We start from the raw sequence: 13,921 nt of genomic DNA, 5'->3' as shown, positions 1-13,921 counted from the left end.
GGCCGTCAGGAATAGGAAACCAGGCCCTTGATTTTGTCCTGGTCATACCCTGACCAGATGCCATGCTCGGTTTCCACCACTGGGGCGCTACGGTAGCCGAGCGCTGTCAGGCGCTGCAGTTCGTCCTGATGCTGCGTGATGTCGATAGTCTGATACTCGATGCCAAGAATATCCATGTCCCGCTTGGTCAGTTCACATTGGGGGCAGTTGGGCTTCGAATAGACGGTCACTGGCATAAAAGTGTCCTTGAGGTTGGTTGCTACGAAAAACGGTTCTGCTAGAAATCCACGACGAAGACTTCGTTCTCGTCGTCACGTTTCATGACGCCGACCTTGTACTGAGCGGTGTCCTCTTCCTGGTTGGACGCCTGGACCTTGCTCATGTTCAGCCAGTTCTCCATGTACTTCAGCGGGTTTTCCTCGATGATGGGGAAGGCGACGTCTTTCTCGACGCCGAAGAACCGGGCTACGTCTGTGGAACTGAAATGGACCCAGTCCTTCATCATGTCGCAAGTCACGCCAGTCAGTTCGCGCCCTTCCGAAAAGGCGTAATTCGTCCATTCGACTTCGCCCGCGTTGACCTCATTGAGAATCTGAACGATCTTTTCGCGATTCCGCTCGAACGCCGTACGTCCGCGCTCGGTCTTGAACATGGCGCGCAGCACTTCCTTGCCGTATTGCACATGGACCTCGAATTCGTCCTGTGCGATCTTCTGGATAGCCTTGCCAATCGGCTGGAACAGGCCCGTTCCGTCACAGATGCCGAAGGTTACGGCGAACGACGCCAGGAACTGGACGCGTTCCATGCACAGCATGGCAACGATGAACAGGTAAATTGCATCGTAGGTGTCCTGGTCGTTGGCGCGCTGCCCCCGTGCATAGTCGTAGCTGATTTCAGAGGCATGGTTGAAAACTTCGCTGACGACCCGCAAGCGGCTGATGGCTTCCTTGACCGACAGGATCTCGGTCAGGATGTCGTCCGGGTTGTCGAAGCTGTTGCGGACGATCTCGGAATAGGTCGCCGCGTGCACGATCTCGTTCTTGGTGATTTCCACCCAGCCCGACCAAGCCTCGGAGCTGGTGCAGACCGGCGCCAGCACGGCTGCCAGCGAGCGCGACGCCACGCTGTCCGCTTCCCACTGCCAGGCCAGCGTCTTTACCATCATGTCATAGGTGTGCCGGTCACAGGTCTTGAACTGCACGTTGCAGCTGGAATAGTCGAACTCGTTCTCATCCCAGTCTTGGTTCTTCAGCGTCTTGTAGAGCTTCCAGATTTCGGGGTAGAACTTGTTGATGGTGTCGAACAGCCCCAGATCCTGACCCAGGATGATCTCGGGGAAAGCGTAGTCGGTCTTTTCGGTGTTGAAGATCTTGGTTGGAAGAGAGGCGTTCATTTGGAGTGATACTCGTGGCAAGCGGGAAGGGAGCTGCGGCGGTTCCCGGCCGCAGCCCGTGAAAATCACATCGTGCAGGCTTCGCACTCGACCTTGTCGACGCCGCCGTTGATACTGCCGGCGTTTTCCAGCGATCGGTCGGAAGCGACGTTCGAGTTGTAGTAGTAGCGGGTCTTCATGCCGTACTTCACCATGGTGAAGTAGTGCGTGAGCAGTTCGCTGCTGGAGACCTTATCGTCGTCCTTGATCCGCCGCCACAGGTCTGCGGAAATCCCCTGATCCGTGAACTTCTGGAACACGGCGTAAGCCTTGATCATGTCGACCTCCGACACATCCCACGCGGACTGATAGTGAAGCGCCTGGTCATCGCTGCCAGGAGCCGCCCAGCGGATGGTGACGGAGCCGTCGGTCTTGTTCAGCGTCGTGTCCCGGACCGGATAGATGGAATTTGGCTTGCCCAACGCCTTCGAGGACGATTCGCCGGGCATGTAGGCGACCAGGCAGGAGTGTCCGATACCGCCGTTCTGGACAATCTCGGCGCGCAGGGCTTCCCAGTCGTACTGGTATTCGAAGTTGCCCAGCTCGTCTACGTTGCGGTTGTAGGTATCGATGGGCAGCCAGCCATCCGGCCAGCGGGTTTTGTGCATCCAGCGCGCGACGCCCCGTTCCCTGGAGATCCGCAGCGACGCACGGATGGCGTGATACATGTGGCGCTCGGCGATGCGATGCAGCTCTTCCCGGCCTTCCTGGGTGTCGTAGCGCAGGCCCTTCCGGGCCATGTGAGTGGCGACACCCATGAGACCTACCCCGGCATTCATTCGGGCCTTGGCGGTCACCGCGACGTGCGGCAGCACATAGTGCGAATTCTCGATGCAGTAGTCGATCATTTTCAGCGTCAGGTACATGGCCTCCTGGTACGCTTCGTCGTCGTGCTCCCCGATGGCGTCGTAGGCGATCGCACCCAGCGAGCAAAGCGCGATTTCGGGTTCCTCATGGGCCTGGGTGATGCCCTGCACCCGGCCACCACCTTCGTCAGCCACGATCACGTCGCCCGCTTTCAGTTCCCCGGCGAAGACAGTATGCGGCACCGTCGAATCGACCGCCGCTACCGTGAGCGGCTCGTTGAAATTGAAGGTCTGCTGACGGTCGTCGTCATACCGGACCGTGATGAAGCCGACTTCATGGTCCGAATACAGGTCGCGCATGTCCTCGTAGGGGCGATTCGGCTCGCTGATTTCCAGACACAGATTGCTGGAGTGAATGGGCTCCTTGAAGGGCGTATGGCGGTTCATCTCGTCAACGTTCGCGAGATAGGCCACCCCGGTCTCCAGCGCCTCGTTCAGTGACGTGAGGATCAGATCGCGCGGCTTGAAGTATTCCTTCTTGAAAGAAGAATCAGATTCGAGACGCAGGTATTCCCGCCTGAATGCCTCGATGTCGGGGCTGAAGAAAAGCCGGGTCAGTTCCGGCGCCGTCCACACATTGAAGGAGAAAGCCGATTCGTTTCGAGCTACTTTCTCGGCAAAGAATTTGTTCGTGACCAGCGCGTAGTGCAGGTCGCGGTTCTTGCGGTCTTCGGTGCTGCGCGGATTGCGCAGGTAAGCGATGATCTCGGCTTCGGGATCGAACCCGGAATAATAAGTCGTGCAGGCGCCCCCGCGTCCGGCCTGCATATTGGCGTGAACCGCCTTGCCTAGCGAAGCCAGATAGGGGAGTTTTCCTTGGTGCTGGATCAGACCGCCCCGAACCGGATTGCCCTTGCTGCGGGTGATCAGGTGGCTGCCGATGCCCGCCGAGGCCGCCGTCATACGGTAGGCAATGTGGTCGCCCACCGCGAGCGAAGCCTCATTGTCGTCCACGACATAGACGCAGCACGACGCGAAGCCGCGCAGCGTCGTCCCCAGATTCACGTAGTTGGGTGTAGGCGCCGACATGCGCTTGGCGGAGAACTCGGTGTAGAAACGCCGCACCAGATCGATCCGCCGGTCCCGAGGCTCCGTTTCGGCCAACGCCATGGCCATGCGCATGTAGACAAACTGCTGGGTTTCGTATTCCTGGCCGGTCGCGCGGTTCTGCAGGCTGTACTTTTTGCGGATGTAGTGCAGCGAAAAATGCGGCGTATCGTAATCCAGTTCGTGGTTGATGAAAGACTCGACCTGGGCATAGTCGTCATCGTCGTAATCCATACGGACCATCACATGGTCGGCCACCATGCGGTCGTGCAGGGCGCGGACGGTCGGGATGGACGCGCCATGGATGATCTTGTGCAAATGCGAGGCGTAAAGGCGACCGGCCATCAGGTAGTAGGACCAGGTGCCCTTGTCCAGGCAGTTTTGAATGAGCTTTTCCTGCAGATCGGCGGTGGCCACGGTATCCGGCATGGAGCTCACGGACTGAATGACGATGCTGCTCCAGTCAACCATATGGCCCAGATTGGCGGCCGCCCACCGGCCCCAGCCATTGAGCTTGCTGGGAATATAGGGTTCGATCCTGCCGTCCCGCTTGACGATATTCTTAATCATGATCCATCCTCTGGTTGTCGAATTCGCATGGCCTGGATCCCACCGTCCGCAGTGCGGGACGGGGCTGCCAGGCGCAGGGGCAATCAGACACTGACGTGGGGTGTTTCAACTACATCTAGTGTCAGCGAGTGATTGTAGACACAATAGATTGTGTCGTAAAGGATTCGCTTGTTTCAAGAAAAAGGGCCGTAAACGTCTGGCTTCAGGCCCTTTCAAGGGGATAAAATCGTCTTCGGGAAGCACTGTTTGGACCCCACCCGCGCGCTCTGCGTTGGCGGTTGGCGGGTCTGACGACACGAACGTGTCCCGAAACAACAAAAAGCCTCATCCACCATCCATTAGTCAGCCATGGACATACAATAGGTAGTGGAATATTAGGCAACGACCACTATCGGTTGTATGTCATCTCTTTCATACAGGAATTTTCATGAAGCGAGCAGACGTCATCGCAGGGCTGGAGCCACAGTCCATCTCCATCGAAGTCCTGCAGGAAAAATACGCAAAGGGAGCGGAAACCACCATCGGCGAGATCCAGCGCCGAGTAGCCCACGCGCTGGCCGCCGTCGAGCCTGCGCGCAAACGCGCCCATTTCGAGGCCCTCTTTCTGGACGCCCAGCGCCGTGGCTTCATTCCGGCAGGGCGGATCAATTCGGCAGCTGGCACCGATCTGGAAGCAACGCTGATCAACTGCTTCGTCCAGCCCGTCGGGGATTCCGTATCCAGCACAGTGGACGGCAGGCCCGGTATTTATGACGCCCTGCAGAAAGCGGCCGAAACCATGCGCAGAGGGGGAGGGGTGGGCTACAACTTCAGTCACATCCGCCCAGCGGGCGCCATGGTCAGAGGCACGGCATCCAAGGCTTCAGGACCCGTCTCTTACATGCGCGTATTCGACCGTTCGTGCGAAACCGTCGAATCGGCGGGTGCGCGGCGCGGCGCCCAGATGGCCGTCCTGTCGGTCACGCACCCTGACATCGAGACATTCGTCCAAGCCAAGCAGACGCCAGGCGAACTGACCAACTTCAACGTTTCCGTGAGCGTGACCGATGAGTTCATGCAGGCCGTCGCGGACGACGCCGAGTTTCCACTGACGCACCGGGCGGAACCCTCGAAGGACCTGCAGGCGGCCGGTGCCCGGCAGCGCGAAGACGGGCTATGGGTGTACCGAAAGATCCGCGCGCGAGAGCTCTGGGATCAGATCATGCGGTCGACCTACGACTATGCCGAGCCAGGAGTCCTGTTTCACGACCAGATCAATCGCGAGAACAACCTCCGCTACATGGAGACTCTGGAGGCCACCAACCCGTGCGGCGAACAGCCCCTGCCGGGATATGGCTGCTGCTGCCTGGGATCCATCGACCTGACGCGTTTCGTGCGCAACCCGTTCGGCCTGCAGGACGAACCTGAAGTGGACTGGAAGGGGCTGGCCGAAGTCACCGCCATCGCGATCCGCATGCTGGACAACGTCCTGGACGCCACGGTTTGGCCGCTGCCAGAACAGGCGGCAGAGGCTGCCCTGAAACGTCGGGTGGGCTTGGGCGTCACTGGTCTGGGTGATGCCCTCATCATGCTGGAGCTGGCCTATGACAGTGATGAAGCGCGCGCCATGGCTTCGCGGTTTGCCCGCGAAGTCGCCTATGCGGCCTATCGCGCCTCCATCGAACTCGCCCGCGAGCGCGGTGCATTCCCGGGATTCAAGGCCGAAGAATACCTGAAGAGCGGCTTCTCCCGGCGCCTGCCGGAAGACATCCGCGCTGGCATCGCCGAACACGGCATCCGCAACAGCCACCTGACCTCGATTGCCCCCACGGGCACCATTTCGCTGGCCTTCGCCGACAACGCCTCCAACGGCATCGAGCCACCGTTCTCCTGGACCTACACGCGCACCAAGCGCATGGCAGACGGCAGCCGCCAAGACTATCCGGTCGAGGACCATGCCTACCGCCTGTATCGGCTGATGGGCGGCGATGTCTCGGGCGCGCTCCCGCCATTCTTTCGCACGGCCCTGGAGATCTCCGCGCGTGACCACGCGCTGATGGTGGCCGCCGTCAAGGACCACGTCGACGCAGCCATCTCCAAGACCGTGAATGTGGCGGTGAACTATCCCTACGAGGATTTCAAGGACCTGTACATGCAGGCCTGGAAGCTCGGACTGAAGGGGATCACGACCTACCGGCCCAGCGGCAAGCGGGGCGCCGTCCTGTCCGTCACACCGGCACAGGGAGACAAACCTTCGCAACCAGAGGCGATCTCGCTGTCGGAAGCCGACCGTCGCCTGGTGCTCAAACGCACCATCGAGCCGGTGCTCAACAGTCTGCGCTGGCCCAACCGCCCGCGCTTGCCGAGAGGCGCCTCCTGCTGGGCGTCGGATGCCATCGAGACGCCCGACGGGAGCTTCGTGGTCTTCGTCTCCGACTTGCAGAATCGGCCGTTTGAGATCTGGATCAACGGTGCGCGCCCGCCGCGCGGCCTCGGATCCGTGGCCAAGATGCTCAGCCTGGACATGTACACGGATGATTTCCCGTGGCTCAACCGCAAGCTGCAGGTGCTGGCGAGCACCAACGGCGGGGTTGAGTTCCAGATCACCGATCCTGAAACGGGCGAACCGCTGTGGATGCCGTCGACCGTCGCGGCCATGGCGCGTCTGGTGGCGTTTCGCCATCGTACCCTGGGCATCGCTGCCACCAGCGATGCCCACTCGGCCATGATGGAGGCGCTGATCGCGCCACGAGAGCCCAAGACGGGCACTGACGGCACCATGGGCTGGATCTGCGACGTCCTCAACCCGGTAACTGGCGACGATTTCGTTCTCATGGTCAAGGAACTGCGGATGCCCGATGGCTCCACACGTCCGTACTCCGTCTGGGGGGCCGGGAAGTTCCCACGCGCCTTCGAGGGCCTGTTCAAGCTCCTCAGTCTGGACATGCGCATCGTCGATCCGGCCTGGATCGCCATGAAACTGCGCAAGCTCATGAACTACGCCGAGCCACAGGGCGACTTTCTGGCCCGGATCCCCGGCAGTGACAAGTCCGGCGCGTTTCCGTCGACAGAGGCCTATATCGCCAGACTGCTGATTCACCGCTATGCCATGCTCGGGATCCTGGACGAGCAGGGCGAACCCGTGGAACAGATGGGCGTCGTGCAGGCCGAGACGGCGCTTGCGGCCGCCTCGGAATCCACCCAGGCGACTGCCGTGCCGGCCATGGAAGGCGCCGAGTGCCCGGAATGCCACCTGCACCGCGTCATCAGGAAAGATGGGTGCCAGTTCTGCACGAATTGCGGCTATCAAGGATCCTGCGGGTGAAAACGGACGAGGCGGTACCCAGCGCCAGTTCATCGGGTCGGCAGGAGGATCCCTTCCGATTCGTTGAACTGGCATGGGTATCGTCGTCCTACCCCGCGCAACAGGAGAGCTGCGTTACGTCCTTTGTGAAGGTCTGCGCCGCCAGTTTCAGCCCCTCCACCATCGTGAGGTAGGGGAACAGCTGATCGGCCAGCTCTTCTACCGTCATCCGGGCACGAATGGCCAGTGCGGCCGACTGGATCAGGTCGCCCGCGGAAGGCGCCACAGCCTGTGCGCCGATCAGCCGGCGCGTTCCTTTCTCGATGACCAGCTTGATGAATCCCCGCGGGTCGAAATTGGCGATGGCGCGCGGCACATTATCCAAGGCAAGCACACGGCTGTCCGCCTCAATACCGGCATCACGCGCCTCGGACTCAGAGAGCCCCACAGTGGCGACCTGCGGGTCGGTGAACACTACCGTCGGCATCGTCGTGAGATCCAGCGTCGCATTGCCACCGGTCATGTTGATCGCTGCGCGGGTCCCCGCGGCGGCAGCAACATAGACGAACTGTGGCTGACCCGTGCAGTCCCCCGCGGCATAGATGTGGGGCGCACTGGTACGAAGGTTTTCGTCCACAACGATGGCACCCTGTGGGTCCATCGTCACCCCTGCGACCCCCAGGTTGAGATCACCCGTGTTCGGTCTGCGGCCGGTCGCGACCAGCAGTCTGTCGGCCCGCAACTCGCTGTGTGCCGTCGTCAGCACAAACTCGCCTTCCCGATAATCGATCCGGCTGGCCTGCGTATGCTCCAGCACCTTGATTCCTTCGGTGCGGAAGACATCAGCGACTGCTTCGCCAATTGCCGGATCTTCGCGGGAAAGCAATGTGTGCCGCGCCAGCATAGTGACCTGACTGCCAAGGCGTGCAAAGGCCTGCGCGAGCTCGACGGCTACCACCGACGCCCCGACTACAGCCAGGCGTCCAGGAATCGCGTCACTCGCCAGTGCGTCTGTGGAGGTCCAGTATGGCGTGTCTTTCAAGCCGGGAACCGGCGCGATGGCAGGGCTCGCACCGGTCGCGATCAGACAGCGGTCGAATGCGACTCTGTGCGCGGGCCCCGTCAGCACGCGCACATGGAGTGTGTGACTGTCCTCGAAGCTCGCTTCACCACGCAGCACCGTGATGGACGGGTTCCCGTCCAGCACGCTCTGGTATTTGGCGTAGCGTAGTTCCTCGACTCTGGCCTGCTGCTGGACCAGCAGCGGCCCCCGGAGGATGGTTGGTGCCACCGCGCTCACACCCTCGTCGAACGGGCTGTGAGCACGCAAATGAGCGATTTCCGCAGCGCGGATCATGATCTTGGATGGCACGCACCCCGTATTTACACAGGTGCCACCGATCACGCCGCTTTCAATCAGTGTCACCCGCGCGCCGAGTTCGGCTGCCTTCAGCGCCGCCGCCATGGCGGCACCGCCGCTGCCAATCACGGCGATGTGCAGCGGCGGGCATCCCGACTCGCCATCAGCGTGGGCAACCCCGGATCGATCATTGCAGATGACATCGTCCATGACATTCGCCTTTCGTATGTTTCCTCAAGTCGGTCACCTTATCTCCGTAGTGGACTACGGGGTCAAGGGCCATGTATTCGACTCGCCCGTGGATGCGTGATGGTTTTTTCCTCCCTGGTCAAGATCAGCGAACCCTTTTCCAGGGTGCCCCCCTCTTTACAAACATCAGGGCTTTCCTGATATCTTTTGGAGACGGTCAATGAACGGTTCGCATCTACTGAGATCTACGCTGCTTTGTGCCGCAGCACTGGGTGCTACGGCAGCCACTGGCCTGGCCATGGCCCAGCCTATGAAAGTGACGCCTGAGATGATGAAGGCGGCACAGCAAAAGACCATGAAGATGATGAAGGAGGATCACTACGCGAAATGCTTTGGTGTGAACGCAGCATACAAGAATAATTGCCAGTCGCCTGGCCACTCTTGTGCGGGACAGGATGCGAAGGCCCACGATCCGGCGTCATTCGTGCTGATGCCCGCGGGGGTCTGCGGGAAAATCGGTGGCAGTCCCAAGGCATCCTGACGGGTTCCCGCAATGCCCGCTTTCACCCCAACGGTGAACCTTATGCCGGTTGCGGCCGGCATAGGGCTGCGAGCCCCTCATGTCGCGCGCGTCCTGCAGGAACGACCACCGCTGGCATGGCTGGAGACACACACCGAGAACCTGTTCGCCGCTGGCGGGCCATTTCAGGAGGCCATGGTGCGCATTCGGGCGAACTATCCCTTGAGCCTGCATGGCGTCGGATTGTCGCTAGGCTCTGTCGACGAGCTGGACACAGCGCACCTGCAACGGGTTCGGGAGCTCGTGGATCGTTACGAGCCTGAACTGGTGTCGGAACACCTGTGCTGGAGTGCTGCCGGGGGCCAGCACAGCAATGATCTGCTGCCGCTGCCGCTGACGGATGAGGCGCTTCGGTGTGCGGTGTCGCATATCGGCCAAGTACAGGACGCGCTCAAGCGCGAAATCCTCATCGAGAACGTTTCGACATACCTGACCTTCACTGGCGGCGACTATTCCGAGTGGGAGTTCGTCTCGGAAACCGTCAAGCGCAGCGGCTGTGGCCTGCTGTGCGACGTCAACAATATCTACGTGAACAGCGTCAATCATGGCTTCGACCCGCACGTCTACCTGCGGGCATTGCCACGACCGGCTATCCGTGAAATCCACTTGGCGGGTTTTACACGCAAGGACGATCTGGCGGTACCCATCCTGATTGATTCGCACAGTCGGCGCGTGGCTGATCCTGTATGGGACCTGTACTCCGAGGCCGTCGGACTGTTTGGTCGGGTACCGACACTGATCGAGTGGGATACCGACATCCCGGCGCTTGAAGTGTTGATGGAAGAGGCCGCGCATGCGCAGGAGATACTCGATGGATACCAAGTCCTCCTTGCTTGAATGTCAGAAGGCATTCCTGGCTGCGTTGTACGACGCGGCTGCGCCGGGTCCCCTGGCGTCGATTGCTGGCAACGGCCTTGCGCCCGAGGCACGCTTGCGCATCTACCGCCGCAGCTGCAATGAAATCCAGACGGCTGCATTGCGTACGAGCTATCCGGCCGTGATGGCATTGGTCGGACAGGATTGGTTCGACCAGGCAGCACGACGCTATCGGCGGCAGTATCCCTCGCATGCCGGTAATCTCCAGGCGTTCGGCGCGCATTTTGCTGATTATCTGGCGACGATTCCGCCTGGCCGAACGCTCGCGTACCTGGCCGATGTTGCGCGGTTGGAATGGTTACGTCAGGAAGCGGTCCTTGCGGCCGACGAGCAAGCTCTCGAATTCGACGATTTCGTAACCTGCCTGGGCGACGCCGGTGAAGCATTGCGGGTTCGCCTGCGTACCTGCGTTCGGTGGCTGGTCAGCCGCCACCAGGTACTCACGATCTGGCGTTTCGCCCTGTCCCCTGATGGAAACCTCGCCTTGGGCGACGAAGGCGAAAACGTCCTGCTCTGGCGCGAAGGCGGGGAAGTTGCAATGGCGTCTGTCGATTCGGCGACGCTGGCCTTTTTGGACGCTCTGGCTGCCGGCACGCCGCTTGATGAAGCAAGTGCGGCCGCCACGACTCTCGATGCCGAGTTCGATGCCCCCGGGTGCATAAGCGGGCTCATCCAGCGCCATCTGATCGCACGGGTACTCCCTCATTCAGTCAAAGGAGCGTCGTCACCATGAAATCCGCCACATTGATCGTCGCCATGAATGGCTGTCATGCACGGCTCGCGCAATGGCTTGGCCGATGGATAGGCCCAATGGCGCTGCTCCTGATGCGCCTCTGGGTAGCGGATGCGTTCTGGCGAGCCGGTGTCGTGAAATTTGCCGACCCGGAGGGCACCAGGGTACTGTTCGAGAACCTCTATCATGTGCCTGTCCTGACCCCAGGGATCGCCGCAGTTCTGGGCACCTGGATCGAGCTGATTGCTCCATGGCTGTTAGGCTTGGGGATTGCGAGCCGCCTCACAGCGTTGTTCCTGTTTGCATACAACCTGATCGCCGTGATTTCGTACCCTGATCTGTGGCCACACGGCTTCTGGATCGGACTGGTGAACCTTGGTGACTTCGCGGACCACAAGGTATGGGCGATGATGCTGCTGGCCGTGATGTCCTGGGGCGCCGGGACATGGTCGGTTGACGGTATCGTAAGGAGAGTGCGGCGCTCGGACTTTTGAACCCGATGATTCCAGGCGCGGCCATAGTCAGCGTCGCTGCAGGGCAGCGATCAGCGGGCACGACACCTCGCCCTGGATAGCGTGACAGTCGCCGATCAGCCTGGATAGAGCCGCCTCGATTTGAGCCAGATCGGCCAGTTTGGCACGTACATCAGCCAGCCGCTGCGCGGCCAGCTCAGCCGCCTCGCTGCAGTGGGTGCCATCCTCCAATGTCAGGAGTTGCCCGATTTCGTCAAGGCTGAACCCTAATCGCTGGCCGGACTTCACGAACTTTACCCGCTCCACATCCGTGCTGCCGTAGCGACGGATGCCGCCGTACGGTCGCTTCGGGGTGGGCAGCAATCCCTTGTGCTGATAAAAGCGGATCGTTTCCACATTGACCCCGGCCGCCTTCGCGAAGGTGCCGATGGTAAGGTTTTCCGAGCCTTGGCCCATGACGCTTGACCCCGTAGTTGACTACGGAAACAAGGTTACAGCATCAAGCAGATACCCAAAAAGAGTGCATCGTGAAAGATTTTTCGCCTCGGCTTACCCGTTTGGGTGACAAAGCCGCCTCAGTCGGCACAGTCTCGTATCAGCAATGGGGTGCGGTATGTATTTCCGGCACTCGCTTTAGGCGCGGACGGGCCGATGCAATGCCTCGCGATCCTCGGGTCTGAGCACCTCGTTCAGAACTTCCATGAAGGCGAGGGTACGTTGCGGCAGCAGGCGCCGTCCAGGAGTGACACACCAGATCGTCAAGGCGGGGAGTTGCCAGTCGGGCAAGACGCGCCGCAGGGCACCGCGGCCAACCGGGCCCCGCGCAAAGTGGTCTGACAGTCCAACGATGCCCATCCCTTCGATCGCCAGGGCCTCGTGCAGCCCCAGCGAGTTGGCCATCACCACCCGTTCGGGCAGCCCATCCCAGTGCTCCTCGCCGCGTATCAGGTGCCAGGACTGGCGATCGCCGCTGTTGCCGGCCACCACCAGTCCCACGTGGCCCTGCAAGTCTGCGGGACTGGCCGGAATGCCGAGACGACTCAGGTAGGCCGGGCTCGCATAGAGGCTGTTTTGCAGAGTCACGATGTGTCGCGCCACCAGGGAGCTATCGTCGGGCAGGTGCGTTGCTACGCGTACCGCGAGATCGAAGCGCTCTGCGACAAGGTCGACACGGCGTGCAGACAAATCCAGTTCCAGGCGCACGTCAGGGTACCTCGCGGCGAATTTGCTCAGGATCTCCACCAGCGACAACTCGTGGAATTCAGGTGGCAGTGAGACGCGCAGCGTGCCTTGCGGCGAGGCTTGCCGGTGCAGTGCGAGTGATGCTGCTTCCTGGTTTTCGTCGGTCAGGTGATGCGCGTAGACCAGCATCTGCTTGCCAAACTCGGTGAGTACCAGACGCCGGGTACTGCGCTGCATCAGGCGTTCACCGAACGCATTTTCGAGGGAGGAGAGGCGGCGCGAGAGTGTCGCCTTAGGTAGGCCGAGGCGATCGGCAGCAGCGGTGAAGCCGCCAGTTTCGGCGATGTGCGCAAAAAGGATCAGATCGTTGGCGTAGAGGTCCAAGGCTTTCATGAGTTCGAGGCATTTTTGTGCATCGTTCCAATTATGGAACCATGATAGTTCATACCTGCTATTTATCGCGATGTCTTGGGACAATAGAATGAGAACGTCATCCGCCCGCCGACGAGCCTGTCGGGGCGGCTCTCAATTTTGATGTAATCCATCGAGGAGTTCAGCATGGGTGTCAGGCTTGCCGTTATTTATTATTCGACCTACGGGACCAATCATCAGATGGCGAGCGTCGCTGCGGAAGCGGCGCGCGCCGCAGGCGCGGAAGTGCGTCTGCTGAAGGTAGCTGAGACGGTGCCTGCCGAGGTGGTAGCCGGTGTCGAAGCCTGGAAGACCCAGGCAGATCGCACAGCTGATGTGCCGGTTGCAAACGTGGACGACATAGAGTGGGCCAATGCCTACCTGTTTTCCGCGCCCACGCGTTTTGGCGTGATGGCGAGCCAGATGCGGGCCTTCATCGATTCGCTGGGCGGCTTCTGGGCCAAGGGCGGTTTCGCCAACAAGGCTGTGTCGGCCATGTCTTCGGCCCAGAATACGCACGGTGGCCAGGAGGGCACGATCCTGTCGTTCTACGCGACTGTGATGCACTGGGGCGGGATCGTTGTGGCCCCAGGCTATACCGATCCGTCAATCTACAAGGCGGGCGGTAATCCCTACGGATACTCGCATACGTATGGCACGGAGTTCACCGAAGATCACCTGGCGGCCATTCGCCATCAAGCCCGCAGACTGGTGACGGTTGCCGGGAAACTGATATAAACCCGTCGTAAGGACGTTAGTGCGGGCCGTAGGCCCGGGGGAGTTCTGCTATTTGAGTGAGCGCGCTTAGGTAATTTGTAGATATCTCTACATCATTGCAGCAGTCATGACAGAGATTTATTCTTCCGCCATGAACCCTACTTCAGACTCCTGGCTCGCTCTGATCGTCAGCCTTCCCGCC

General features: G+C 60.6%; 11 protein-coding genes and 1 pseudogene. 6 read left to right on the top strand and 6 right to left on the bottom strand.

Annotation, left to right across the window (positions count from 1 at the left end; genetic code table 11):
• Positions 1-5: 5 nt before the first annotated feature.
• The 3 genes from EPN31_RS15035 to EPN31_RS15025 all read right to left on the bottom strand — a co-directional run bounded on the left by EPN31_RS15035 (position 6) and on the right by EPN31_RS15025 (position 3,915).
• Positions 6-236, bottom strand: a complete 231-nt coding sequence (locus EPN31_RS15035) for a glutaredoxin family protein (protein WP_291774868.1) — start codon at positions 234-236, stop codon at positions 6-8.
• Positions 237-277: 41 nt separating this feature from the next.
• A complete protein-coding gene (locus EPN31_RS15030; RefSeq protein ID WP_291774865.1) occupies positions 278-1,393 on the bottom strand; it encodes a ribonucleotide-diphosphate reductase subunit beta in 1,116 nt (371 codons plus the stop codon).
• Positions 1,394-1,458: 65 nt separating this feature from the next.
• Positions 1,459-3,915 carry a ribonucleoside-diphosphate reductase subunit alpha gene (locus EPN31_RS15025; protein WP_291774862.1) on the bottom strand — a complete coding sequence of 819 codons (2,457 nt, stop codon included), beginning with the start codon at positions 3,913-3,915 and terminating at the stop codon, positions 1,459-1,461.
• A gap of 427 nt (positions 3,916-4,342) precedes the next feature.
• Here EPN31_RS15025 and EPN31_RS15020 point away from each other — a divergent pair, with 427 nt between their 5' ends.
• Entirely contained in the window at positions 4,343-7,219 is a 2,877-nt protein-coding gene (locus tag EPN31_RS15020; RefSeq protein ID WP_291774859.1) for an adenosylcobalamin-dependent ribonucleoside-diphosphate reductase, read from the top strand.
• 88 nt (positions 7,220-7,307) lie between these two features.
• Here EPN31_RS15020 and merA read toward each other — a convergent pair.
• A pseudogene (gene merA / locus EPN31_RS15015) lies at positions 7,308-8,729 on the bottom strand (mercury(II) reductase); the annotation flags it as partial.
• Between the two features lie 238 nt (positions 8,730-8,967).
• On the opposite strand from merA, the gene EPN31_RS15010 reads away from it, so the two are divergent.
• The 4 genes from EPN31_RS15010 to EPN31_RS14995 are packed head-to-tail and all read left to right on the top strand — an operon-like array spanning position 8,968 to position 11,430.
• On the top strand, positions 8,968-9,288 hold the full coding sequence (locus EPN31_RS15010) for a DUF2282 domain-containing protein (RefSeq protein WP_291774856.1): 321 nt from the start codon (positions 8,968-8,970) through the stop codon (positions 9,286-9,288).
• Positions 9,289-9,300: 12 nt separating this feature from the next.
• Entirely contained in the window at positions 9,301-10,164 is an 864-nt protein-coding gene (locus tag EPN31_RS15005; protein ID WP_291774854.1) for a DUF692 domain-containing protein, read from the top strand.
• Positions 10,139-10,936 carry a DNA-binding domain-containing protein gene (locus EPN31_RS15000; RefSeq protein ID WP_291774851.1) on the top strand — a complete coding sequence of 266 codons (798 nt, stop codon included), beginning with the start codon at positions 10,139-10,141 and terminating at the stop codon, positions 10,934-10,936. The genes EPN31_RS15005 and EPN31_RS15000 overlap by 26 nt, the downstream gene beginning before the upstream one ends.
• Complete coding sequence (locus EPN31_RS14995) at positions 10,933-11,430, top strand: DoxX family protein (RefSeq protein ID WP_291774848.1); 498 nt, start codon at positions 10,933-10,935, stop codon at positions 11,428-11,430. The genes EPN31_RS15000 and EPN31_RS14995 overlap by 4 nt, the downstream gene beginning before the upstream one ends.
• Positions 11,431-11,457: 27 nt before the next feature.
• On the opposite strand, the gene merR is transcribed toward EPN31_RS14995, so the two are convergent.
• The gene (gene merR, locus EPN31_RS14990; RefSeq protein ID WP_291774845.1) at positions 11,458-11,865 is read right to left on the bottom strand and encodes an Hg(II)-responsive transcriptional regulator; all 408 of its coding nucleotides are present in this window, start codon (positions 11,863-11,865) and stop codon (positions 11,458-11,460) included.
• A 177-nt stretch (positions 11,866-12,042) separates the two neighbouring features.
• On the bottom strand, positions 12,043-12,984 hold the full coding sequence (locus tag EPN31_RS14985; RefSeq protein WP_291774842.1) for a LysR family transcriptional regulator: 942 nt from the start codon (positions 12,982-12,984) through the stop codon (positions 12,043-12,045).
• Positions 12,985-13,149: 165 nt separating this feature from the next.
• Between EPN31_RS14985 and wrbA the strand changes: the two genes are divergently transcribed.
• Positions 13,150-13,740: an NAD(P)H:quinone oxidoreductase gene (gene wrbA, locus EPN31_RS14980; RefSeq protein WP_291774839.1), complete on the top strand. Its 591-nt coding sequence runs from the start codon at positions 13,150-13,152 to the stop codon at positions 13,738-13,740.
• Positions 13,741-13,921: the final 181 nt, after the last annotated feature.

The organism is Castellaniella sp. (assembly GCF_004321985.1).
Classification (GTDB): domain Bacteria; phylum Pseudomonadota; class Gammaproteobacteria; order Burkholderiales; family Burkholderiaceae_B; genus Castellaniella.
This window is presented reverse-complemented; position numbering and strand designations above follow the sequence as displayed.